We start from the raw sequence: 21,916 nt of genomic DNA on the forward strand, positions 1-21,916 counted from the left end.
GCCGTTCCGGCCTACTCGAGGGATTCGGAAGCGGCCTTCGCCAGGCTGTGGGCGTTGCGACGGCAGCGCTCGATGTTCTTGTCCGAGGTGTCCGCGGCCGTCACGATCACCGTCGCGTCCACGTTGCCCTGGTAGAACCGCACGCCGCACTGCATGGTGCCGCTGCTGTCGTAGTCGACGTCGGCCGCCTTCGTCGCCTTCCCGATCTTCTCGGTGATCGGCTTCGCGCCGCGCTCGACCTCGATGTCGTAGCCGGCCTTCGCATACCCGGGGCCGTTGCCCGAGCCCGGCTGGTTCGACTTCGCCAGCATCATCGACACCGTGCCGGACGACGAGCCCGCCTTCGACCAGGAGCAGCTCAGCTGGGACAGCTGGATCTTGTCGTCGGAGGTGGTGGCCGGCTCGGCCGGGGAGTCGCTCGACAACGGCGGCAGGTTGTTCATCCGGCTGCCGACCTCGCTGCAGCGCGGCAGTGACGTGTACCTGTCCGGCTCGCCCGCCGCGGACGTCGTGGGCGGCGCGGCCGTCGAGCGCCGATCGTCCGAGGTCAGGAGGAGGAACGCGCCGACGCCCGCCCCGGCCAGGACGAGCACGCCGACCACGACCAGCACGACCACCAGCGCCGTCTTCCCGCCGGGCTTCGGCGGCGGGTAGCCGGGGTACTGCTGCTGGGGGTAGGGCTGCTGCGGGTACGGGTACTGGGGTCCTTGCTGCACGAACCGGACACTAGGCCATTCGTGCGACCGGGGCGGGCGATTCCGCGCAAACCACTCAGACGGTCAGCGACCAGGTGTCGATGCGCCCGGTGTCGATGGCGGCGACGTCCTGGACCCGCAGTGTCCAGGTGCCGTTGGCCGCCTCACCCGAGACGTTCGCACTGTAGGTCGTGTTGATGTCGTTGCTCGAGTCGTTGCTGGAGTTCTTCAGCCGGTAGGCCGACCCGTCCGGCGCGACCAGGTCGATGACCAGGTCGCCGACGTAGGTGTGGACGATGTGGACCTCCACGGCCGTCGTCGCGGACGCGTTGCGGTTGCAGCCCGACACGCTCACGGCGCTGGTCACGGCGGCGCCGTTGTCGGGGATGGCGACATCGGTGCCGTTGGTGACGGTGCCGCAGGTCGGCGGCGGCGGGGTGGTGCCGGTGCCGGTGTAGAGCAGGACGTTCGGCGAGCCCGAACCCGGGTTCGTCACCTTGCCGGTGGTGCCGTTCGCGACGAGGGCGTCCCGGACCTGCTGCGGCGTCGCGCCGGGGTTGGCGGCCAGGTAGAGCGCCGCCGCGCCGACGACGTGCGGGGTCGCCATCGACGTGCCGCTGATCGTGTTGACGGCGGTGGTGCTGCCGATCCACGACGAGGTGATACCGCTGCCCGGCGCGAAGATGTCGAGGCAGGAGCCGACGTTCGAGTAGCTCGCGCGGGCGTCGGTGGACGTCGTCGCGCCGACCGTGATGCCGGCGGCGACGCGGCCCGGGGATCCGTTGCACGCGTTGGCGCCGTTGTCGTTGCCCGCCGCGAGGCCGTAGGTGATACCCGCGTTGATCGAGCGCTGCACCGCGGAGTCGAGCGTGCTCGACGCGCCGCCGCCGAGGCTCATGTTCGCCACCGCCGGCTTGATCGCGTTCGCCGTCACCCAGTCGACGCCGGAGATGACGCCGGCCGTCGTTCCGGAGCCGCTGCAGTTGAGCACCCGCACGGCGACCAGCTTGACCTCCTTGGCCAGGCCGTACTGCGAGCCGCCGATGGTGCCGGCGACGTGCGTGCCGTGGCCCTGGCAGTCGGTGGCGTTGCTGTCGTTGTCGACGAAGTCGTAGCCCGACGTCGCCCGGCCGCCGAAGGTGCTGTGGGTGAGGTTGATGCCGGTGTCGATCACGTACGCGTGCACGGTGGACGCGGTGGTGCTGTAGCTGTACTTCTGGTCGAGCGGCAGGTTCCGCTGGTCGACCCGGTCCAGCCCCCACGACGGCGGGTTCAGCTGGTCGGCGCTCGCCCGCACGACCTTGTTCTGCTCCACATAGGACACCGCCGGGTCGGCCGCGATGCGCTTCGCCTGCGTTTCGGACATCGTGCCGGCGAAGCCGCGCAGGGCCGCCGAGAACGTCCTCGCGATCGTGCCGCCGTGGCGGCCGGTGACGGTCCTCGCCACGCTCTCCACCGCGGTGCCGTCCTTGAACACGACGATGTAGCTGTCTTTCACCGCGTCGGCACCACCGGCCCCGACGATGCTTCCTTCGCTCGCGGTCGCGACGGCGTTGCCGCCCAACGCGGTCAGCGCCGAGACAGCGGCGACGACCACCGATTTGGCCAACAGGCGCATGGTTCGTCCCTTTCTGGGCAGGGTCGACCGGGCGACGCGTGGCCGCCGGATCGCCAGGGGTGAGACGTGAAGCGCGTTCACGTGGAACGTGAGCGGAACTGTAGGTCGAGGTTTCCGAGATCGGTAGATCGTCCGGTTTGCCCTGTTCAGCAACCACTCGAACGGTCCCCTACCAAAGTCGGCCCGCGAAAACGATTTCCACTCGCCACCGGTTCGCGGCAAGGTGGCGACCATGCTGATCCGCCGCGAGACGCCCGCCGACCGGACCACCGTGCACACCATCCACAGCGAAGCCTTCCGGCGCGAACCCGGCGCCACGCCGGTCGAGGCACCGCTGGTCGACGAGCTGCGCGCGGACGGCGACCTGCTCGACGCGCTCTCGCTCGTGGCCGTGCGCGACGGCGCGGTCGTCGGGCACGTGTGCTGCAGCCGGGCCCGCGTCGGCGAGGACACGACGTCGGCGGTCGGCCTGGGCCCGCTCGGCGTGCTGCCGGCGCAGCAGGCGAGCGGCGTCGGCTCGGCACTGGTGCACGCGGTGCTCGGCGCGGCGGACGCGCTGGGGTACGGCCTGGTCGTCCTGCTCGGCGACCCGGCGTACTACTCGCGGTTCGGCTTCGTCACGGCGTCGACGCTCTCGATCACGGCGCCGGATCCCGCCTGGGGCAAGCACTTCCAGGCCCGCACGCTCACCGGCTACAAACCCACGCAAGCGGGCGCGTTCGAGTACGCGCCGGCGTTCTCCCGGATCTGAGGAGCCTGGCATGTACGCACCGAGCACGTCCGTCGGCGTCCGCATCAACCGCGAGCAGCACCCGGCGAAGCTGGTCGACCTGGCGCGGCAGGCCGAGGACGCGGGTCTCGACGAAGTCTGGCTGGTCGAAGACTGCTTCTGGGCGGCCGGGATCGCGACGGTCGCGACGGCGCTGGCGGTGACGTCCACGATCAAGGTGGGCATCGGCGTGCTGCCGGCGGTGGCCCGCAACCCGGCGATCGCGGCGATGGAGCTGGCCGCGCTGGCGGAGCTGCACCCGGGACGGCTGATCGGCGGGCTGGGCCACGGGGTGGCGTCGTGGATGCGCCAGATCGGCGCGTACCCCGAGTCGCCGCTGGCGGCGCTGGACGAGACGCTGGTGGCGGTCCGCCGGCTGCTGGCGGGCGACCGGGTTTCGGTGCGCGGCCGGCACGTCACCCTGGACGAGGTCGAGCTGGTGTTCCCGCCCGCCACGGTGCCGCCGGTGCTGGCGGGCGTCCGGCGGCCGAAGTCGCTGGCGGTGGCGGGCGCCTCGGCGGACGGCACGATCCTGGCCGAGCCGTCCCCGCCGGAGTTCGTGCGGACGGCGCTGGCGGGCATCGCCGCCGGGAAGCCCGCCGAGCACGCTGTGGTGACGTACAACTGGCTGGCGCTGGGCGACCGCGAACGCGCGCGGCTCACCGTGGCGGAGTCGCTGACGCCCGGCGCGCGGGTCCAGGTGGCGGACTTGCCGTTCGCCGCCGAACTGCTGGCGCTGGCCGACTCGGCGTCCACAGTGGACGAACTGGCGGCGGGCCTGCGGCCGGAGTGGCTCGACCGGCTCGCGATCTGCGGCGACCTCGATCGGTGCGTGGCGTCGGTGCGCGCGCTGCACGCGGCCGGCAGCGGGTCGGTGGTGCTGCTGCCGCTGCCGGAGGAGCCGCCGGAGCGCGGCATCGAGGACGCGGGCAAGGTCGCGGCGGCCCTGCGAGCCTGACCGTCAGCGCGACAGGCTCGCTTCGATGCCGTCGAGGAGGTAGCCGAGGCCCATCCGGAAGGTCTCGTCGACGTCCCAGTGGACGGCCTCGCGGACGACCTTCTCCAGCGCCGGGTACCGGCCCGTGGCGAAGGTCCGCTCCAGGTAGGGCCCGTGGGTGCGCTGCCACTCCGACTCGTTCAGCCCGGTGGCCCGCTCGTCGCGCCGCTCGGTGATCTCCCTGCGCACCGCACCGGCCACGTACGCGTTGACGGCCTTGACCACCGGCATCACGTCGTCCACGTCGATGCCCTTCAGCCCGGCGACGACCGCCTCTCCCCTGGCCAGCGCGTTCGGCCCGAGCTGCGGCCGGCCGCCGAGCAGGTCGGCGAACCACTCGTGCCGGTGCGCGGCGCGCCGGGTCAGCTCGGCCAGGGACAGCAGCACCTCCCGCCAGCTGCCGCCGGACGGGCGGATCCCCGCGTAGACGTCGTCCAGCATCAGGTCGAGCAGCTCTTCCTTGGTGGCAATGTAGCCGTAGAGCCGCATCGGCCCGACGTCCAGCACGCCGGCAACCTTGCGCAGCGACACCGCCGCCAGGCCGTCCGCGTCCGCGAGCCGGATCGCCGCGCGGACGATCAGTTCCCGGCTCAGCGGAGCCGGCGTCGGCCTCTCCGGCGGCTCCGGCCGTTCCCACACCGTCACGCCGCAGACCATACAGCGCATGGTGCGATACGGTGTATCGAGAGATACAGTGTATCGAAGGGGGATTCCATGACCATCGCCATCATCGGAGCCGGGCCGGGCGGTCTGGCACTGGCCCGGGTGCTGGACGTCCACGGCATCGACTCCGCCGTGTACGAGCGGGAGGCCTCGCGCGACGCACGCGGCCAGGGCGGCATGCTCGACATCCACTCCGGACAGCGCGCGCTGCGCGAGGCCGGCCTGCTCGACGAGTTCTTCGCGATCGCCCGCGGCGAAGGCCAGGACATGCGGCTCCTGGAGCCGGACGGCACGCTGCTGCTCCAGGAGGACACTCCGGACGACGCCCCGATGCTGCGACCCGAGGTGGACCGCGCCGACCTGCGCGACCTGCTGCTCGATTCGCTGCCCGCCGGCACGGTCCGGTGGGGGCGAGCGTTCGAGTCCGCCGGCGACGGCGTCGTGCGGTTCGCCGACGGCAGCAGCGCGGAGTACGACCTGCTGGTCGGCGCGGACGGCGCGCAGTCCCGGGTCCGCGCGCTGGTCACCGACGCCCGCCCGGCGCACACCGGCCAGAACGTCGTCGAGGTCGGCATCCCGGACATCGACCGCACGCACCCGGACCTGGCGGCGATGGTCGGCCGCGGCACCTACTGGGTGGTGGGCAGGGGGACATCGCTGGCGGCGCAGCGCAACGGCGACGGCCGCGTCCGCATCGGCATCAGCTTCTACGACACGGCCGAGGACTGGTTCGCCGGCAGCGGAATCCCGTTCGACGACCCGGCGGCCGCCCGCGCGCGCCTGATCGAGCTGCTCGACGGCTGGGACGCCCGGTTCACCGCGCTGATCGAGGCCTGCGACGACACGGTCGCCCGGCGGTCGATGAGCACGCTCCCGATCGGCCTGACGTGGCCGTCGAAGCCGGACGTGACGCTGCTGGGCGACGCGGCGCACCTGATGCCGGCGGTGGGCGAAGGCGCGAACCAGGCGCTGATCGACGGCGCGATGCTGGCCCTGGCGGTGGCGGCGCACCCGGGTGACTACGCCGCGGCCGTCAAGGAGTACGAAGGCGAGATGTTCGAGCGCACCGGCGCGGCGGCCCGGATGTCGGCGGGGATACAGGAGATGCTGCGGTCACCGGACGCGGCGCAGAAGCTGCTGGAGTTCTTCCAGCCGGGCTGACTCGCCGGGCTAGGACTTCAGGTTGTTGCGCGCCAGGAAGTCCTCGGCGATGTCCAGCGGGTTCCGCTTCTGCTCGGTGAACTCCACGTTGAGCTGCGTGAGCTGCGAGGTGGTCAGCGCCGCCGAAATCCGGTTCAGCGCAGCCACTTCGGACGGCGAAAGCGTGCCGCGCGCCACCAGCGGCACGATGTTCTGCGCCGGGAACATGTTCTTGTCGTCGACCAGCGGCACGAACCCGTTCGCCGCGATCGTCGACGACGTGCTGAACAGGTCCGCCACCTGGACATCGCCCGACTTCAGGGCCGCCACCGTCACCGGGCCGCCCGTGTCCGTCGTGCGGATCTCCTTGAACTCGCAGCCGTAGAGCGTCTTGATCTTGTCCTTCCAGCGGCTGCTCCACTGGCCCGGCCCGCCGAACACGAGGTCACGGCAGCGCGGCCCCAGGTCCGAGAACGTCTTGACGCCGGAAGAAGCCAGCTGCGGGCCGACGACGAGCAGGTCCTTGTCCTCGGCGGGCGCCTGGTCCAGCACCTCGAACTCCGCCGGGATCTTCTGCCGCAGCTGCGCGTAGACGTCCTGCGGCGTCGTCGCGGTCGTGTCCTTGTCGAAGTACCGCAACAGGTTCCCGCTGTAGTCCGGCACCACCGACAGCGACTTGTCCTGCAGCGCCTTGACGACGACCTCGCGGCTGCCGACCGGCGGCCGGACCGTCACGTTCGAGGCACCGGCGTTGCGCAGCGCCCCGGCGTAGATCTGGGCCAGCAGCAGGCTTTCCCCGACGTCGGACGCGCCGATGATGATGTCGCCGGACGCGCCGCCCTCGCCGCCGCCCGCCAGCGGGTTGCCACAGCCCGCCGCCAGCACCAAAGCAACCAGCACGACCAGCCGTTTCACGCCGTCACCTTCCTCACGGCCGCCGCGAGCCGGACACCCCGCGGCACCAGAGCGCGGTTCAGCAACGCGAACAGCAGGTCGAGGACGATCGCGAGCAGGGTCGTCAGCACGGCGCCCGCGATGACCTCGGAGTAGTCCAAAATGGCCAGTCCGTCGAGCAGGAACTGGCCCAGGCCACCGAGTCCGACGTACGCGGCCACCGCGGCGGTCGCGACGAGCTGGAGCACGGCGTTGCGGATGCCGCCGAGCACGAGCGGCAGCGAGATCGGCACCTCGACCTGCCACAGCCGCTGCCAGCCGGTCATCCCGATGCCCTGGGCGGCGTCGACCACGCCGTGGTCGGTCGCCTGCAGCCCGGCGTACGTGCCGGCCAGGATCGGCGGCACCGCGAGCACGACGAGCCCGATGATCGTCGAGGTGACGCTTTCGGTGAAGAGCAGGAACAGGAACGTCACGAGCCCCAGCGTCGGCAGCGCGCGGATCACGTTGCCCGCGCCCACCAGCGCGACGCCGCCGCGGCCGGTGTGGCCGACGAACAGGCCCAGCGGGACGGCGACGACCAGCGCGATCACGAGCGACAACGCCGTGTAGCCCAGGTGTTCCAGCAACCGCTGCGGGATGCCGTCCGGGCCCGACCAGTGCGCCGGGTCGCCGAACCAGTGGACGAGATCGGTGATCATGCGGCACCCACCCGGGTCCACGGCGTCAGCAGGTTCCGGAGGCCGATCAGGACCAGGTCCACGACCAGCGCCAGCAGCAGCGTCAGCACGATGCCGACGACGATCGGCGAGAAGTACTCGCGCTGGAAGCCGTCGGTGAACAGCACACCGAGGCCGCCGGTGCCGATCAGCGCGCCGACGCTGACCAGGCTGATGTTGCTGACCGACGCCACCCGCACCCCGGCCGCCAGGACCGGTACCGACAGCGGCAGCTCGACGGCGAAGAACCGGCGCACCGGCTTGTACCCGACGGCGGTCGCGGCCGCGATCACCGGCGACGGCACGGCGTCCAGCGCGTCGAGCACCGGCCGGACCAGCAGGGCCGTGGTGTAGATCGTCAGCGCGACGACGACGTTGACGCTGTCCAGGATCTTCGACCCGATCAGGCCGGGGATGACGACGAACAGGGCCAGCGACGGGATCGTGTAGAGCAGGTTGGCGAGCACCACCAGCACCCGCCGGGCGGGCGCCCAGCGGTGGCCGAGCCAGCCGGCCGCGAGCGCGAGGACGATGCCCAGCACCAGCGGGAGCAGCGCCAGGTAGACGTGGTCGCCCAGGTCGCCCAGGACCTCCCCGCGCGTGTTGGCGCTGCTCAGGTACTGCCCGAGCTCGTCGAAGAAGTTCATGACGCCTGGGGCGTCGCCTCGATCACGTCGAGCACCTGCCGCGCGACCACCCCGCCGAGCACGCGGTGGTCGTCGTCGACGACCACGCCGAGGCTGGCGGGCGAGGACAGCGCCGCGTCCAGCGCGCCCCGGATCGGCGTCCCGCGCACCCACAGCGAGCCGCCGGCCACCAGGTCGGCTTCGGACAGTGGACCGTCCACAGTGGAGTTCGGCGGCAGCCAGCCGCGCGGCTGCTTGTCGGTGTTGACCGCGAGCCGCCAGCCGTCGCTCGCCGGGACCGCCGAGCCGATCTCGACCAGCTCCAGCTCCTTGACCTCGACGCCCTCCGCGGAGAGGAACGACAGGCCGCGGTAGCCGCGGTCACGGCCGACGAACGACGCCACGAAGTCGTCGACCGGGTGGCGCAGCACGTCGGCGGGCGTGCCGTACTGGGCGAGCTTGCCGCCGACGCGCATCACCGCGACCTTGTCGCCGAGCCGGACGGCCTCGTCGATGTCGTGGGTGACGAACACGATGGTCTTGCCCAGCTGCGACTGCAGCCGCAGCAGCTCGTTCTGCAGGTCTTCGCGCACGATCGGGTCGACCGCGGAGAACGGCTCGTCCATCAGCAGCACCGGCGAGTCCGCGGCGAGCGCGCGGGCGACGCCGACGCGCTGCTGCTGGCCGCCCGAAAGCTGGGCCGGGTACCGCTTGCCGAGCTCGGCCGGCAGGCCGATGGTCTCCAGCAGCTCGGCCGCCCGCTTGCGCGCCTTCGCCTTGTCCCAGCCCGAGAGCAGGGGCACGGTGGCGATGTTGTCCAGCACCGTCCTATGTGGAAAGAGCCCGGCGTGCTGGATGACGTAGCCGATGCCGCGGCGCAGCAGCGCGGGGTCGCCCTCGGCGACGTCCTTGCCGTCCAGCAGCACCTGCCCGCCGGTCGGCTCGACCATCCGGTTGATCATCCGCAGCGACGTCGTCTTCCCGCAGCCGGACGGGCCGACGAACACGGTGATCGTGCCGTCCCCGACCGTGAGGTTCAGCTTGTCGACGGCGACCGTCCCATCCGGATACTGCTTGGTCACGTCGCGGAATTCGATGGTCACTGCCCACTCCCCATGTCCGGTGGAACCGACCGTAGCCGAGTCGGCGGCGGTTGGCACGGTGTTCCGCGGGGTGGCCACTAGGCTGAATGCCCGTGAAGGCACTCGACGACGTCCTCGCCGCGCACGGCGTCGGCGTCCGCCCGCTGCACCGCGTCATCGACCTGCTGCGCACCGGCGACCACGACCTCGGCGAGCTGGTGCGGCTGTCCACGGCGCCGCGCCGCAGCGTCGAAGACGTCCTCGCCGCCCTCGGCGACGACCTCGACCGCAGCGGCGACCGGCTGCGCATCTCCCCCGGCGTCGCCGCCGCGTACCTGCAGTACAGCGCGCCCCGCTACGCCGACCCGCTCGACGAGGCCGTCGCGAACCACGAGCTGCTGCCGACGGTCGCCGAGTGGGTCGCGGAGGTGCCACCGCCGCTGGCCGCCCTCGACCACGTGCAGGCGACGCCGGAGACGGTGCTGCGCCGCGCGTTGTGGCTGGACGCGCGCTACGACCTGACGTCGGCGCGGCTGCTGTTCCTCGGCGACCACGACCTGACGTCGCTGGCCGTGCGGGCGGTCTGCCCGGCGGCGTCGCTGACGGTCGTCGACCTCGACGAGCGCGTGCTGGCCCACCTCGACGACCGCGGCGGCCGTGAGATCGCCACCGCGCACGCGGACCTGCGCGTCGGCCTGCCGCCGGCGGTCACCGGCGGCTTCGACCTGGTGTTCAGCGATCCGCCGTACACGCCGGAGGGCATGGGCCTGTTCGCGGCGCGCGGCGTGCAGGCGCTGCGGAACCCGGGCGAGGGACGGCTGCTGTTCGCCTACGGCTACAGCCCCCGCCACCCGGCGCTGGGCGCGCAGGTGCAGCGGTCGCTGGCCACGCTCGGGCTGACGTTCGAGGCGATCCTGCCGGGCTTCAACCGCTACTTCGGGGCGCAGGCGATCGGCAGCGCGGCGGACCTGTACGTCTGCCAGCCGACGGCGAAGGCCAAGAAGGTCCGCGCCGGCAAGGCGATCTACACGCACGGGCCGCAGTCCGTGGAGTCCGCCGGGACGAAGCCGGCGCTGCTGGAGAAGCTGAAGGAGATCGCCGGAGCCGGCGGGCTCGCGCTGGAGTCGCGGCCGGTGGACTGGTCGATCTCGGGGCCGGAGGGCGACGCGGTCGCGATGGACCTCTCGGCCGACCCCGGCCCGTGGCTGCTGCGCACCTTGCTGGGCACGAACGCGCGCCGGCTCGCGCTGCTGGTCCCGAACGCGCACCCGGACCTGGCCGACCAGGCGTCGCAGGAAGCGCTGGCGTCCCTCGTCCGGGGGAAGTACGCGCTGCGGTACCTGCGGAGCACGCCGGACAACCGGCACGCGGTGGTGGTCGCGGACGCGGTGGAGAACCAGGACGAGGTCCTCACGCGCGCCCACGCCCGCCTGGCGAACGTTTCGCTGGACGTCCCCGGGGACCTGGTGAACCTGCGCCTGGTCGACGTCCCCCGCCACCGCCTGGCCGAACTCCTCTGAGACGCCGAAAGCGGCACTTTCACGTGAAAGTGCCGCTTTCGGATCGACGTCAGGCCGTGACGCCGTCGGCTTCCGCCGCCTTCGCCACCGCCGCCGCGACCTCGGGGGCCACGCGCGGGTCCAGCGGGGAGGGGACGATCCGGTCCGGGCCCAGGTCGTCCATCGCCACCGACACGATCGCCTCGGCGGCCGCCAGCTTCATGCCCTCGGTGATCGCCCGCGCGCCGGAGTCCAGCGCACCGCGGAACACGCCGGGGAACGCCAGCACGTTGTTGATCTGGTTCGGGAAGTCGCTGCGCCCGGTGGCCACGATCGACGCGTACCGCGCGGCCACGTCCGGGTGAACTTCGGGGTCCGGGTTGGACAGTGCGAACACGATGCCGCCGCCCGCCATCCGGCCCAGCAGCGACTCGTCGATCGTCGCGCCGGACAGGCCGAGGAACACGTCGGCGCCTTCGAGCGCCTCCGCCAGGCCACCCTTCAGGCCGGCCTTGTTCGTCGTCGCGGCCAGGCGTTCCTTGACCGGGTTCAGGCCGTCACGGCCGGAGTGGATGATGCCGCGCGAGTCGAGGACGGTGACGTCGCCGATGCCGGCCTCCTGCAGGATCCGGGCGCACGCGACCCCGGCCGCGCCGGCGCCCGAGACGACGACGCGCTGGTCGGCGATCGCCCGGTCGAGGACCAGGTTGGCGCCGCGCAGGGCGGCCAGCGTGACGATCGCCGTGCCGTGCTGGTCGTCGTGCATGACCGGGCAGTCCAGCGCCTCCTTGAGCTTGTCCTCCAGCTCGAAGCAGCGGGGCGCGGAGACGTCCTCCAGGTTGACCGCCCCGTAGGACGGCCGCAGCCGCACCAGCGTCTCGACGATCTCGTCGACGTCGGTGGTGTCCAGCACCAGCGGGATCGAGTCGAGCCCGCCGAAGGTCTTGAACAGGACCGACTTGCCCTCCATGACCGGCAGCGACGCGCTCGCACCGATGTCGCCGAGGCCGAGCACCGCCGTCCCGTCGCTCACCACGACGACGAGCCGGTCCGCCCACGTGTACCGCTTGGCCTTGGCGGCGTCCTCGGCGATCGCGCGGCTCACCTTCGCCACCCCGGGGGTGTACGCGATCGAAAGGTCACGCGGGCTGGAGATCGGGCGGGTGGCCGCCACCGAGAGCTTGCCGCCCTCGTGCCCGGTGAAGATCTCTTCGTCGGTGACCGGCGCGGGCGCACCGGTGGGGTCGCTCATGGGGTTTCCTGTCGTCGTTTCCGTCATTCCCCTAGTGGGAATGACGGAACTCGCGGATCGGACTTGGGTCACTGGAATTTCTCCTGGGCATGCGAGCGGGGGACCACGGCTGCAAGGGGAAACCGTGGGCTTGGTCCTCCGGCACGGCAGCCCAGCGCGGTAGCGCCGGCCTGTCGGCGAGGCGTCACGTCGGCCATCGGTGCCGTGGGTCTGGCGATGGCCGCGGACGCGGCGGTCCACTCATTGTGACAGGTCCGGTCCGGAAGGGGACCCCTCGGTGCGGCTGATGTCACACCGGCCCCCTATTCCCGCAATTGCCAAGACGTCCGTTCGGTTTTTTAGCCGCCCGATAAGGTGACGCCATGGAATTCCGCCGGCTGAGCGTCCCGGACGCCTTCGAGTTCTCCCCCCGGGCGTTCCCCGACGAGCGGGGCCTGTTCGTCGCCCCCTTCCAGGAGGAAGTCCTGCGCGCGGCGACCGGCCACCCCCTGCGGCTGGCGCAGGCGAACCACAGCGTGTCCCGGCGGGGCGCGATCCGCGGCATCCACTTCGCCGACACCCCGCCCGGCCAGGCGAAGTACATCTACTGCGCGCGCGGCTCGCTGCTCGACGTCGTCGTCGACATCCGCGTCGGCTCGCCGACCTTCGGCACCTGGGACGCCGTCCAGCTCGACTCGGGCCGCTACAACGCCGCCTACCTCGCCGAGGGCCTCGGGCACGGGTTCATCGCCCTCGAGGACGACACGGTGATGGCCTACCTGTGCTCCGAGGGCTACAACCCGGCGGGCGAGCACGGCATCACCCCGCTCGACCCGGCGCTCGGCCTGCCGTGGCCCGCGGACATCGAGCCGATCCTGTCCGAGAAGGACCGCGACGCCCCCACGCTGGCCGAAGCGCTCGAGCAGGGCCTGCTGCCGTCCTACCAGGACTGCGTCGCCTACTACGACAAGCTGCGCTCCGCGCACTGATCACCCGCGAGAAGCACTGGCGCTGATAGCCAGCGCGCATATAGTATGCGCGCATGGCACTTTACGAGTACGAGCACACCGAGACTTCGACCGCGCCCGCCGCCGCGATCTGGCCGCTTTGGGCCGACACCGGCCGGTGGCCCGAGTGGGACGCGGGCGTCCGCTCGGTCGTCCTGGACGGCGCGTTCACCGCGGGGACGAGCGGGACCATGACGATGGACGGGATGCCGCCGATCCCGTTCACCCTCACCGAGGTCACCGAGGGCCGGAGCTTCACCGACGAGACCCGGCTGCCGGACGCGTTCCTGCGGTTCGAGCACCTCCTGACCGACGTCGACGGCGGCACGCGCATCACCTACCGCGTCGCCATCGACGGGCCGGAAGGCTTCGGCCCGCAGGTGACCGAGGACACCCCGGACGCGATGCGCGCGCTGGCACGCCTCGCCGAGGCAAGCTTGCGGGCATGAGCGCCCCACAGTCCCGCCTGCCCGGCCCCGAGCGCAGCCCCGGCTTCCTGCTGTGGCGCGTGACGCTGGCCTGGCAACGGGCGATGCGGGCCGCGCTGGCCCCGCACGACCTCACGCACGTCCAGTTCGTGCTGCTCACGACGACGTGGTGGCTCACCCGCTCGGGCGAGCTGCCGACCCAGCGGCAGCTGGCCGAGCGGGCCGGCACGGACACGATGATGACCAGCCAGGTCGTCCGCAAGCTGGCCGATCGCGGCCTGCTCGCCCGCGCCGACGACCCGGCGGACGCCCGCGCGAAGCGTCTCAAGATCACCGCGGACGGCCTGGAGCTGGTCGCGCGGGCCCTGACGGACGTCGAAGCCGCCGACGCGTCCTTCTTCGCGGACGTCGACGACGGCTTCACCGGCTCGCTCGCGAAGCTCAGCCCCTGAGGTCCTCGGCGACGACCCGCTCGATGTTGCGCTCGGCCAGCGCCGTGATCGTCACGAACGGGTTGACGCCGGTGCTGCCCGGGATGAGCGAACCGTCCGTGACGTAGAGGTTGCGGTAGCCCTTCACCCGGCCGTAGTCGTCGGTGGCCTCGCCGAGCACCAGGCCGCCGAGCGGGTGGTAGGTGAAGCGGTTCTCGAACGTGCGCGTGTCGCCGAACAGGTCGTAGCGGTAGATCGTCTTGTTCGCCCGGTTGATCTTGTCGAACAGCGCCTTCGCGGCGTCGATCGACGGCTGGCCCTGCGACGCCGTCCAGCGCAGCTTCGCCGAGTCGCTCGCGGCGTCGTAGGTGAAGTGCCCGCGTTCGGGGTTCTTCGTGATCGCCAGGTACAGGCTGACCCACGTCTCGAGGCCGGCCGGCACCGGCGCGATCTCGGCGAACGCGGGGTGCACCGGGTCGGCCCAGTTGTCGATGCCGAGCGCCGGCATGCCCGACTGCAGGCTGCCGGTGGTGTCCCAGACGTGGTTCGCGCGGCCGCACATGACGTTCCCGTTCGTCCCCCAGCCCTGTCCGACCGCGTCGTTCAGCTCGGGCAGCCGTCCGGTCTCGCGGGCGCGCAGCAGCAGTTCGGTCGAACCGACGCTGCCGGCGCCGAGGAACAGGGACCTCGTGGTCACGTGCCGGGTGCCCAGGACGGTGCCGTGCTCGTCGATCTCGCGGACGACCAGCGTGTACGTCCCGTCCGGCTGGTGGAGGATCTCGCGGACCTCCCGCAGCGTCTCGATGGTCACGTTGCCGGTGCCGAGCGCGGCGGCCAGGTAGGACCGGTCGAGCGAGCGCTTCCCGTGGTTGTTGCCGTAGATGACCTCGGACGCGTCCGCCGAGCGCGGGACCTCGCCCGCTTCTTCGCGGCGCAGGTAGTCCAGGTCGTACACGCTGGGCACGAACACCGTGCCGAACCCGGCCTTGCGCGCGGCCTTCCGGGAGACGCGCGCGTACTGGTACGACCGGCACGTCTCGAACCAGTCCGGGTCGACGACGTCCACGCCGAGCTGCGCGTTCGCGCGCGGGAAGTACTTGCCGTACATCTCGCCGGCGTCGACGCGCGGCAGGATCTCCTCGAAGTAGGACCGTTTCGGCGTCACCGCCATCGCGCCGTTGACCAGCGACCCGCCGCCGACACCGCGGCCGAGGTACACCGCCATGTCGCCGTAGCTCACCCGGTCGAGCACGCCGGCGTACCGCCCGATGTCGCGGTTGGCCAGGTCGAGCCAGAGGAACGACGCCAGCGGCGCCTCGGTGCGGTCCTTGAACCACATCGCCCGCTCGTCCGGCGCGAGCATCGAGCAGAAGACGTTGCCGTCGGCGCCGGGCGTGGTCCACAGCCGGCCCATCTCGAGCATCAGCGTCGGGACCCCGGCCTCGCCGAGCCGCAACGCCGTGACGGCGGCGCCGTAGCCAGTGCCGACGACCACCGCCGGCACGTACTCCGGCAGCGGCGACGCGGCGGCGGGCCGCGTCGAGACCGTGGTCAGCCCGAGGGCGGCGGCGGAGTTCAGGGCGGCGAGGCCGAGGAACCGGCGGCGGGAGAAGGCAGACATGGGTCCGAGCATGCCCGACATCGGTAAACGCCGTTAACTAAATGAAACACGTTTCACCCAGTCGAGGGAAATTCCGGACTTCCCCTGGGGGCGATCCCGGATGTCCGCGCCCCGCCGCGCGAGCAAGCTCACCGGCATGAAACTTCTCGCACTGGGGGCGGCCGCGGCCGCCGTGGCCGCACTGGGGGTCGTGCCCGGGACGGCGTCCGCGGACGAACTGCCGGCGTTCGACTTCTCGGACTGCCCGGCGCCGCCCGCGAACGCCGACCCGGGCACGTGGCGCTGCGAAGCGTTTGTCTCGCAGGGGAAACTGACCATCCACGACCGGGAGGTGCCACTCGGGGAGATGCGGCTGACCTTCAGCGAAGGCAAGGTCGGCGGCCAGTACGCGCAGGTCTTCGGCGCGCTGCGACACGAGCCGGTGCGCGTACCCGGGCTGGCGGGCACCACGCTCGAGCTGCGCTACGGCGGGTATTCCGACTTCCAGGGCAACGACGAGCGGCGCGGCGAGCTGGACGTCTACGCGGTGCTGCGGCACCCGTTGCTGCGCAAGGACTGCCGGATCGGCGTCCTGCACACGGTCGTCCACGACGACCCGGCCGTGCCGCCGACGGTCATCTCGAAAACCCCGCCGACCATGCACTTCGGCGTCGTGGACCCGGATCTGGCCGTGCCGGCGACCACCGGCTGCGGCCCGCTGGGCGGGCTCGTCGACCGGCGGCTGGGCCTGCCGTCGCCGTCCGGCGAGAACACGTTCCACCAGACGACGTACGTGCAGTACAAGCCGCTCTAACGCTTCTTGGGCGTCACCCAGATCGTGATCGTCCCGGTGACCACGGGCTTGCCGCTCGTGTCCGAAATGGTCACCGGGACACCCAGCTCGAAGCCCTCGTCGCCGAACTCCGGCAGCTCCGGCAGCGAAGCGACCGCCCGCAGACCCGTCTCGGCCTTGGCGACGTACTGGACGTTCATGCCCTTCGGCAGCCAGCGGTGCGTGCCGGGGACCGTCGCTTCGGCAAGCATGCCCATCGCGATCTCGGCGAGGTTGCAGGCCGCGATCGCGTGGAACGTGCGGATGTGGTTGTAGACACCCCACCACTTCGGCGCGGTGACTTCACAGTGGCCCGGCCGCAGCTCGCGCACCGACGGCAGCACCGTGCGGAAGTACGGCACACGCAGGCACATCGCGGCGCTGAACAGCTGTTTCCCGCCCGGCTTCGCGGCCAGCTTGTGCCACAGCGCGAACGTCGGCGTCTCGGGCATCGGCGTCTCCTCGAACTAAGCTACTGTTCAGTAGCTAAGCAGACGACCGGCCGCCGGGCAAACCGCCGGATATATTCGCCCGTGTGGCGAACCGTCTCTTCCTCCTCCGGCACGGCCAGACCGAATGGTCGGTGAACGGGCGGCACACCGGCCACACCGACATCCCGCTGACACCGGCGGGCGAAGGGCAGGCGCTGGCCGCGGGCGGCACGCTCCGCAGCCTCGTCGGCGGGCCGTCGCTGGTGCTGTCGAGCCCGCGGAGCCGGGCGCTGCGGACGGCCGCGCTGGCCGGTCTGCGCGTCGACGAGGTCACCGAGGACCTCGCCGAGTGGGACTACGGCGAGTACGAGGGCGTCACCACCCCGAAGATCCGCGAAACCGTGCCCGGCTGGACGGTCTGGACGCACCCGATCCCCGGCGGCGAAAGCGCTTCGCAGGTGTCCGAGCGCGCGGACCGCGTGCTGACGCGCGCCCGGCGCGACATCGAAGCCGGCGACGTGATCCTGGTCGGGCACGGGCACTTCAGCCGCGTGCTGGTGGCCCGCTGGCTCGGCCTGCCCGCGACGGCCGGCGTCCACTTCGGACTCGACGCGGCCGGCATCGCGGTGCTCGGCGACGAGCGCGGCGAACCCCAGATCGAACACCTCAACCTGCCGCCCGCACTGGAGGACTGACGTGCCCGACGACCGCATCCGCCGGATCCGCCCCGACGACGTCGAGGCCGCCGTCGGCCTGGCGTACGCGCTGGCCGAGTACGAACGCGCTCCGGACGACTGCCACCTGACGGTCCCGCAGCTGCACGAGGCGTTGTTCGGCGAGGCGCCCAAGCTGTTCGGGCACGTGGCCGAAGTGGACGGCGAGATCGCCGGCTTCGCGGTGTGGTTCCTCAACTACTCGACCTGGCGCGGGGTGCACGGGATCTACCTGGAGGACCTGTTCGTCCTGCCGTCCCACCGCGGGTCCGGCCTGGGCAAGGCGCTGCTGGCCGCGCTGGCGGCGGAGTGCGTCGAGAAGGGCTACGCGCGGCTCGAGTGGTCGGTGCTGGACTGGAACCCGGCGACGGAGTTCTACAAGGCCCTGGGCGCGGTCCCGATGGACGAGTGGACGGTCAACCGGCTGACCGACGAGCCCCTGCAGGCCCTGGCCGCCCAGGCTTAGTCCTCTTCGTGGCCTTCGCGCTCGGCGCGGCGGCCGGCGAGGCCGCCGCGTTCGGCGGCCTCCGTCTCCGTCTCGCCCTCGCGCAGACCCAGCGCCCACGCCCGGGACGGCGCGCGGAACAGCAGCACCAGCGCGACGACGCCGAGCAACGCGACCGGCACCCCGAAGAGCGGCTCGCCCGACGGGCCGAGCAGGTACCAGCCGAGGCCGATCACGATCAGCGCGATCACCACGCCCGGCGAGCGCGCCCACGTCTGCCCGAGGACCAGCCCCGCCGAGGCGGCCAGGAACGCCAGCGCCACCACGATGAACGTGCCGGACTCGACGTAGACGTTGTTGCCCGGCTGCGCGGGCGAGCCCAGCCCGTTCACCAGCACGACCACCCCGAACACCAGCAGGGCGAGCGACGGCACCGCGGTGACCGCGCCGGCCAGCCGGACCTCACGGGGAGCGGGCGAGAGCTTCACGGCGGGGCCTTCCGGGGGTCCTTTGCGGGAGCACAGTGGACTCGACCAGGGCGAGTCACCGTGCGTGAGCTGATTCGATCGTATGCCACCCGGTCGGCCGTTTTCGCGGGACCGCCCGGGCGCTGAGAATTCAAGAGTCGTCGATGAGCGGGCGGTCGGCCCGGGTGCACTTGTCACGACGAGCGGACACTCGCACGTGAAGGAGGGCCGCCCGGCACAGGGTCTCGAAGGTGCTGTTCGTCAGGGTTGCGCCCGTCACCATGCGGGTCCGGAAGGTTCTCGGGCCGCCGGAAGTCACCTACCCTGCGGTGGTGCGCGCAATCCTCGTCGTGAACCCCCAGGCCACCTCGACCACCGCCGGTGGCCGGGACGTCCTGGCGCACGCGCTGGCCAGCCAGGTGAAGCTCGACGTGGTCGAAACCGACTACCGCGGGCACGCCATGGCGGTCGCGCGCTCGGCCGCGCGGGACGGCATCGACCTGGTCGTGGCGCACGGCGGCGACGGCACGGTCAACGAGGTCGTCAACGGCCTGCTGGCCGACTCGGACGGAGATCCCACGCAGATCGGGCGCGTCCCCGCCCTGGGCGTCGTGCCCGGCGGCTCGGCCAACGTCTTCGCGCGCGCCCTCGGCATCTCCTCCGACCCCGTCGAAGCGACCCACCAGCTGCTGCACGCGCTGGAGAACGACCGCTCGCGCCGCGTCGGGCTCGGCCTGGCCGACGGGCACTGGTTCACCTTCAACTCCGGCCTCGGCTGGGACGCCGACGTCGTGGGCCGCGTGGCCAAGCGCCGGGGCAAGCAGACGACCGCCGGCCTCTACATGCGGGCCGCCGTCCGCTCCTACTTCCGGCCGCCGCTGGGCCGGCCGGCCCTCACCATCCGCGTCCCGGGTGAGGAACCCGTCGAGGCGCTGACCGCTTTCGTGTCGAACACCGATCCGTGGAGCTACCTGGGCGAGCGGCCGGTCCACCTCAATCCGGGTTGCTCGTTCGAGACGGGATTGGGTCTGTTCGCGCTGAACGGTCTCGGGTTGCCCACGGTGTTCAAGCATGTACGCCGTGCTTTGGCTACGAAGAGCAACCAAAAGGGCAAACGTCTCGTGCGTCACGACGACGTGCCGATGATCCGCATCGACGCAGCTGAACCGGTAAACTTCCAGGTGGACGGCGACCTCGTCGGCCAGCGGACCCGAGTGGAATTCTTCAGCGTCCCGAACGCACTCACGGTAATCGTGTGACGACGGGACCGCTGATCGCCTGCGGCAAAGTGCAATCTGCCGTTCGTCGACGCAGAAGCTCCACTCACCGCATCAGCCTTCCCTTCGAGTGGCTGTTTCGGAGAGAAACCGCAGGTCAGAAGCGTCGCTCGGCCGGGTGAGCTGACTCACCGATCTTCCGGAAACCCTTGTCGAAAGCGGTGCTTCGTGAAAGCATTCACAAGCACCCAAGAACACGACCGCCATTGACGACTGTGGCGCGGCCCTCCCGCGCCATATGAAGGAGCTCACGAACATGGACTGGCGCCACGACGCGGCCTGCCGAGACGAGGACCCCGAGCTGTTCTTCCCGGTGGGAACCAGCGGGCCGGCTCTGTCGCAGGTTGCTCAGGCGAAGGCCGTGTGCCACCGCTGCACCGTCGCTTCCGACTGCCTGGCCTGGGCTCTGGCCAGCGGCCAGGACGCCGGCGTGTGGGGCGGCATGAGCGAGGACGAGCGACGCGCGCTCAAGCGCCGCCGTACGCACATCGGCACGCGTACCAACGCCTGACGTATCTCCCCAAAGAAACACCCGAACCGCAGCGGAATTCTCCCGGCGGAGCACTGTTGTGCCCACGCCGTCTGGGGTGATACCTACCCGGTTCGAGCTTAACAACCGAGGCGAAACCACCTGACGACGGGTGTGCTGAAACCTCACCAGGACTTCAAGTCCTCGCACAACGTTGAACGGCCCGGCACCGAGCACCAGGTGCCGGGCCTTCAGCGTTCGTCCCTCCGCGACCCGCACCCGATCGCTTCCGCCGCACCGGATATGCCCGCCGGCGATCAAGTCCAAACGCGACAGTCCGGGCCGGCCTCGAACGGGAACTAGAGCCGTCGGGACAGCGGGATGCGCAGTGCGGCTTCCGTCCCCGTCACGCGGGTCGACGACGTCTCCGCCCGCACCTTCCGCAGCGACAGCGAGCCCCGCAGCTCGGACTCCACCAGCGTCCGCACGATCTGCAGGCCCAGGCCGTCCGAGCGCTCCAGCGAGAACCCCGACGGCAGGCCGCGCCCGTTGTCGCGGATGACGACGTCGAGCCAGCGGGCCGAGCGCTCCACGATCAGCTCGACCTTGCCCGACCGGCCGGCCGGGAACGCGTGCTCGATGGCGTTCTGCACCAGCTCGGCCAGCACCATCACCAGCGGCGTCGCGATCTCCGCGACCACCACTCCGAACGAACCCTTCCGGGTCAGCCCGACCTGCGACTCCGCGGTGGCGACCTCGCCGACCATCGGCAGCACGTTGTCGAGCAGCTTGTCGAGGTCGACGCGCTCGTCCACCGAGATGGACAGGGCCTCGTGCACCAGCGCGATCGACGTCACCCGGCGCACCGACTCCGCCAGCGCGAGCCGCGCTTCCTCCGACGACGTGCGGCGGGACTGCAGGCGCAGCAGCGCCGCCACCGTCTGCAGGTTGTTCTTCACCCGGTGGTGGATCTCGCGGATGGTCGCGTCCTTCGACAGCAGCGCGCGGTCGCGGCGCTTGACCTCGGTGACGTCGCGGACCAGCACCAGCGCGCCCGCCGCCTGCCCGGCCGGCCGCAGCGGCAGCGCGCGGAACAGCACCACCGCGCCGCGTCGTGAGTCGGCCTCGGTGCGGCTCGACGGCTTTCCGTCGAGGGCCTCGATGATCCGGTGGGACACCTCGGTCGCGTCGAACGGGTCGCGGATCAGCGACCGCGTCAGCGGCGCCAGGCGCGTGCCGACCAGGTCGGACTCGTGCCCCATCCGGTGGTAGGCGGACAGGCCGTTCGGGCTGGCGAAGACGACCGTGCCGCTCGAATCGAGCCGGATCAGCCCGTCACCGACCCGCGGGGACGTGTGCGTGTCGGTCGCGTTGCTGCCGTTCGGCGGGAAGGTGCCGTCGACGATCATCTGGCACAGGTCGCCGGCGCTGCCCAGGTACGCGATCTCCAGCGGCGACGGCACGCGCGGCGCCGCCAGGTTCGTCTCGCGGCTCATCACGGCGATGACCTGGTCGTGGAAGCGCACCGGGATGGCCTCGCGCCGCATCGGCAGGTCGCGGTACCAGTGCGGGTCCTCTTCGCGGCAGATCCGCACCTCGCGCATGGCCTTGGCCAGCTGCGGGTGCTCCTCGACCGTGAACCGCGTGCCGACGACGTCTTCGGGGTGCGCGGTCGGGGCCGTCGTCGGGCGGGCGTGCGCGACGCAGACGAAGTCGCCGCCGTCGGGCTGCAGCTCTTCGGTCACGGGGACCCAGAGCAGGAAGTCGGCGAAGGACAGGTCGGCCAGCAGCTGCCACTCGGCGACGACGGTCTGCAGGTGGTCCGCCGCCTCGCCGGGGAGACCGGTGTTGTCGGCGAGCAGTTCGGCGAGCGTCGACACGGG

General features: G+C 71.5%; 24 protein-coding genes. 12 read left to right on the plus strand and 12 right to left on the minus strand.

The genetic code is table 11. From position 1 onward, the window contains the following. Window positions 1–11: 11 nt before the first annotated feature. Together ACWEVP_RS30185 and ACWEVP_RS30190 are read right to left on the minus strand one after the other, a co-directional pair. Entirely contained in the window at window positions 12–716 is a 705-nt protein-coding gene (locus ACWEVP_RS30185) for a hypothetical protein (RefSeq protein ID WP_452065956.1), read from the minus strand. A gap of 55 nt (window positions 717–771) precedes the next feature. After that, a complete protein-coding gene (locus tag ACWEVP_RS30190) occupies window positions 772–2,313 on the minus strand; it encodes a S8 family peptidase (protein WP_452065957.1) in 1,542 nt (513 codons plus the stop codon). 232 nt (window positions 2,314–2,545) lie between these two features. Here ACWEVP_RS30190 and ACWEVP_RS30195 point away from each other — a divergent pair, with 232 nt between their 5' ends. Together ACWEVP_RS30195 and ACWEVP_RS30200 are read left to right on the plus strand one after the other, a co-directional pair. Next, the gene (locus tag ACWEVP_RS30195; RefSeq protein ID WP_452065958.1) at window positions 2,546–3,064 is read left to right on the plus strand and encodes a GNAT family N-acetyltransferase; all 519 of its coding nucleotides are present in this window, start codon (window positions 2,546–2,548) and stop codon (window positions 3,062–3,064) included. Window positions 3,065–3,074: 10 nt separating this feature from the next. Then, entirely contained in the window at window positions 3,075–4,040 is a 966-nt protein-coding gene (locus ACWEVP_RS30200) for an LLM class flavin-dependent oxidoreductase (RefSeq protein ID WP_452065959.1), read from the plus strand. Between the two features lie 3 nt (window positions 4,041–4,043). Here the strand turns inward: ACWEVP_RS30200 and ACWEVP_RS30205 are convergent, their stop codons facing one another. Beyond that, a complete protein-coding gene (locus ACWEVP_RS30205; protein WP_452065960.1) occupies window positions 4,044–4,724 on the minus strand; it encodes a TetR/AcrR family transcriptional regulator in 681 nt (226 codons plus the stop codon). A 69-nt stretch (window positions 4,725–4,793) separates the two neighbouring features. Here ACWEVP_RS30205 and ACWEVP_RS30210 point away from each other — a divergent pair, with 69 nt between their 5' ends. Further along, a complete protein-coding gene (locus ACWEVP_RS30210) occupies window positions 4,794–5,903 on the plus strand; it encodes an FAD-dependent oxidoreductase (RefSeq protein WP_452065961.1) in 1,110 nt (369 codons plus the stop codon). 9 nt (window positions 5,904–5,912) lie between these two features. Here the strand turns inward: ACWEVP_RS30210 and ACWEVP_RS30215 are convergent, their stop codons facing one another. The 4 genes from ACWEVP_RS30215 to ACWEVP_RS30230 are packed head-to-tail and all read right to left on the minus strand — an operon-like array spanning window position 5,913 to window position 9,224. After that, complete coding sequence (locus ACWEVP_RS30215) at window positions 5,913–6,797, minus strand: ABC transporter substrate-binding protein (RefSeq protein ID WP_452065962.1); 885 nt, start codon at window positions 6,795–6,797, stop codon at window positions 5,913–5,915. Continuing rightward, window positions 6,794–7,477, minus strand: a complete 684-nt coding sequence (locus ACWEVP_RS30220) for an ABC transporter permease (protein ID WP_452065963.1) — start codon at window positions 7,475–7,477, stop codon at window positions 6,794–6,796. Before ACWEVP_RS30220 ends, ACWEVP_RS30215 begins: the two co-directional genes overlap by 4 nt. After that, window positions 7,474–8,142: an ABC transporter permease gene (locus ACWEVP_RS30225; RefSeq protein ID WP_452065964.1), complete on the minus strand. Its 669-nt coding sequence runs from the start codon at window positions 8,140–8,142 to the stop codon at window positions 7,474–7,476. The genes ACWEVP_RS30220 and ACWEVP_RS30225 overlap by 4 nt, the downstream gene beginning before the upstream one ends. Further along, window positions 8,139–9,224 (minus strand): ABC transporter ATP-binding protein, encoded by a 1,086-nt coding sequence (locus ACWEVP_RS30230; RefSeq protein WP_452065965.1) that lies wholly within the window; start codon window positions 9,222–9,224, stop codon window positions 8,139–8,141. The genes ACWEVP_RS30225 and ACWEVP_RS30230 overlap by 4 nt, the downstream gene beginning before the upstream one ends. A 92-nt stretch (window positions 9,225–9,316) precedes the next feature. Here ACWEVP_RS30230 and ACWEVP_RS30235 point away from each other — a divergent pair, with 92 nt between their 5' ends. Beyond that, on the plus strand, window positions 9,317–10,723 hold the full coding sequence (locus ACWEVP_RS30235) for a bis-aminopropyl spermidine synthase family protein (protein WP_452065966.1): 1,407 nt from the start codon (window positions 9,317–9,319) through the stop codon (window positions 10,721–10,723). A 49-nt stretch (window positions 10,724–10,772) separates the two neighbouring features. On the opposite strand, the gene ACWEVP_RS30240 is transcribed toward ACWEVP_RS30235, so the two are convergent. Next, window positions 10,773–11,954: an NAD(P)-dependent malic enzyme gene (locus ACWEVP_RS30240; RefSeq protein WP_452065967.1), complete on the minus strand. Its 1,182-nt coding sequence runs from the start codon at window positions 11,952–11,954 to the stop codon at window positions 10,773–10,775. A 362-nt stretch (window positions 11,955–12,316) separates the two neighbouring features. Here ACWEVP_RS30240 and ACWEVP_RS30245 point away from each other — a divergent pair, with 362 nt between their 5' ends. The 3 genes from ACWEVP_RS30245 to ACWEVP_RS30255 are packed head-to-tail and all read left to right on the plus strand — an operon-like array spanning window position 12,317 to window position 13,820. Next, entirely contained in the window at window positions 12,317–12,922 is a 606-nt protein-coding gene (locus tag ACWEVP_RS30245) for a dTDP-4-dehydrorhamnose 3,5-epimerase family protein (RefSeq protein WP_452065968.1), read from the plus strand. Between the two features lie 53 nt (window positions 12,923–12,975). Continuing rightward, window positions 12,976–13,389, plus strand: a complete 414-nt coding sequence (locus tag ACWEVP_RS30250) for an SRPBCC family protein (protein ID WP_452065969.1) — start codon at window positions 12,976–12,978, stop codon at window positions 13,387–13,389. After that, window positions 13,386–13,820, plus strand: a complete 435-nt coding sequence (locus tag ACWEVP_RS30255; protein ID WP_452065970.1) for a MarR family winged helix-turn-helix transcriptional regulator — start codon at window positions 13,386–13,388, stop codon at window positions 13,818–13,820. The genes ACWEVP_RS30250 and ACWEVP_RS30255 overlap by 4 nt, the downstream gene beginning before the upstream one ends. Here ACWEVP_RS30255 and ACWEVP_RS30260 read toward each other — a convergent pair. Further along, on the minus strand, window positions 13,810–15,420 hold the full coding sequence (locus tag ACWEVP_RS30260; protein WP_452065971.1) for a GMC oxidoreductase: 1,611 nt from the start codon (window positions 15,418–15,420) through the stop codon (window positions 13,810–13,812). The two genes, ACWEVP_RS30255 and ACWEVP_RS30260, sit on opposite strands and share 11 nt — an antisense overlap. Before the next feature lie 136 nt (window positions 15,421–15,556). Here ACWEVP_RS30260 and ACWEVP_RS30265 point away from each other — a divergent pair, with 136 nt between their 5' ends. After that, window positions 15,557–16,213 (plus strand): hypothetical protein, encoded by a 657-nt coding sequence (locus ACWEVP_RS30265; RefSeq protein WP_452065972.1) that lies wholly within the window; start codon window positions 15,557–15,559, stop codon window positions 16,211–16,213. Here ACWEVP_RS30265 and ACWEVP_RS30270 read toward each other — a convergent pair. Continuing rightward, entirely contained in the window at window positions 16,210–16,683 is a 474-nt protein-coding gene (locus tag ACWEVP_RS30270; protein WP_452065973.1) for a hotdog fold domain-containing protein, read from the minus strand. The two genes, ACWEVP_RS30265 and ACWEVP_RS30270, sit on opposite strands and share 4 nt — an antisense overlap. Before the next feature lie 83 nt (window positions 16,684–16,766). Here ACWEVP_RS30270 and ACWEVP_RS30275 point away from each other — a divergent pair, with 83 nt between their 5' ends. Further along, window positions 16,767–17,357, plus strand: a complete 591-nt coding sequence (locus tag ACWEVP_RS30275) for an acid phosphatase (protein WP_452065974.1) — start codon at window positions 16,767–16,769, stop codon at window positions 17,355–17,357. 1 nt (window position 17,358) lies between these two features. Continuing rightward, on the plus strand, window positions 17,359–17,841 hold the full coding sequence (locus ACWEVP_RS30280) for an N-acetyltransferase family protein (protein WP_452065975.1): 483 nt from the start codon (window positions 17,359–17,361) through the stop codon (window positions 17,839–17,841). On the opposite strand, the gene ACWEVP_RS30285 is transcribed toward ACWEVP_RS30280, so the two are convergent. Continuing rightward, on the minus strand, window positions 17,838–18,308 hold the full coding sequence (locus ACWEVP_RS30285) for a hypothetical protein (RefSeq protein WP_452065976.1): 471 nt from the start codon (window positions 18,306–18,308) through the stop codon (window positions 17,838–17,840). The two genes, ACWEVP_RS30280 and ACWEVP_RS30285, sit on opposite strands and share 4 nt — an antisense overlap. 311 nt (window positions 18,309–18,619) lie before the next feature. Here ACWEVP_RS30285 and ACWEVP_RS30290 point away from each other — a divergent pair, with 311 nt between their 5' ends. Both ACWEVP_RS30290 and ACWEVP_RS30295 read left to right on the plus strand, forming a co-directional pair. Beyond that, window positions 18,620–19,546 (plus strand): diacylglycerol/lipid kinase family protein, encoded by a 927-nt coding sequence (locus tag ACWEVP_RS30290; protein WP_452065977.1) that lies wholly within the window; start codon window positions 18,620–18,622, stop codon window positions 19,544–19,546. 274 nt (window positions 19,547–19,820) lie between these two features. Further along, window positions 19,821–20,075, plus strand: a complete 255-nt coding sequence (locus tag ACWEVP_RS30295; protein WP_072481920.1) for a WhiB family transcriptional regulator — start codon at window positions 19,821–19,823, stop codon at window positions 20,073–20,075. A 317-nt stretch (window positions 20,076–20,392) separates the two neighbouring features. On the opposite strand, the gene ACWEVP_RS30300 is transcribed toward ACWEVP_RS30295, so the two are convergent. Continuing rightward, window positions 20,393–21,913: a sensor histidine kinase gene (locus ACWEVP_RS30300; protein WP_452065978.1), complete on the minus strand. Its 1,521-nt coding sequence runs from the start codon at window positions 21,911–21,913 to the stop codon at window positions 20,393–20,395. Window positions 21,914–21,916: the final 3 nt, after the last annotated feature.

This window comes from Amycolatopsis sp. NPDC003865, assembly GCF_053605345.1.

Coding starts and splice junctions, on each gene's coding strand:
- ACWEVP_RS30190 (WP_452065957.1), bottom strand. CDS start 2,313: ATGCGCCTGTTGGCCAAATCGGTGGTCGTCGCCGCTGTCTCGGCGCTG.
- ACWEVP_RS30195 (WP_452065958.1), top strand. CDS start 2,546: ATGCTGATCCGCCGCGAGACGCCCGCCGACCGGACCACCGTGCACACC.
- ACWEVP_RS30200 (WP_452065959.1), top strand. CDS start 3,075: ATGTACGCACCGAGCACGTCCGTCGGCGTCCGCATCAACCGCGAGCAG.
- ACWEVP_RS30210 (WP_452065961.1), top strand. CDS start 4,794: ATGACCATCGCCATCATCGGAGCCGGGCCGGGCGGTCTGGCACTGGCC.
- ACWEVP_RS30220 (WP_452065963.1), bottom strand. CDS start 7,477: ATGATCACCGATCTCGTCCACTGGTTCGGCGACCCGGCGCACTGGTCG.
- ACWEVP_RS30225 (WP_452065964.1), bottom strand. CDS start 8,142: ATGAACTTCTTCGACGAGCTCGGGCAGTACCTGAGCAGCGCCAACACG.
- ACWEVP_RS30240 (WP_452065967.1), bottom strand. CDS start 11,954: ATGAGCGACCCCACCGGTGCGCCCGCGCCGGTCACCGACGAAGAGATC.
- ACWEVP_RS30245 (WP_452065968.1), top strand. CDS start 12,317: ATGGAATTCCGCCGGCTGAGCGTCCCGGACGCCTTCGAGTTCTCCCCC.
- ACWEVP_RS30250 (WP_452065969.1), top strand. CDS start 12,976: ATGGCACTTTACGAGTACGAGCACACCGAGACTTCGACCGCGCCCGCC.
- ACWEVP_RS30255 (WP_452065970.1), top strand. CDS start 13,386: ATGAGCGCCCCACAGTCCCGCCTGCCCGGCCCCGAGCGCAGCCCCGGC.
- ACWEVP_RS30260 (WP_452065971.1), bottom strand. CDS start 15,420: ATGTCTGCCTTCTCCCGCCGCCGGTTCCTCGGCCTCGCCGCCCTGAAC.
- ACWEVP_RS30265 (WP_452065972.1), top strand. CDS start 15,557: ATGAAACTTCTCGCACTGGGGGCGGCCGCGGCCGCCGTGGCCGCACTG.
- ACWEVP_RS30270 (WP_452065973.1), bottom strand. CDS start 16,683: ATGCCCGAGACGCCGACGTTCGCGCTGTGGCACAAGCTGGCCGCGAAG.
- ACWEVP_RS30295 (WP_072481920.1), top strand. CDS start 19,821: ATGGACTGGCGCCACGACGCGGCCTGCCGAGACGAGGACCCCGAGCTG.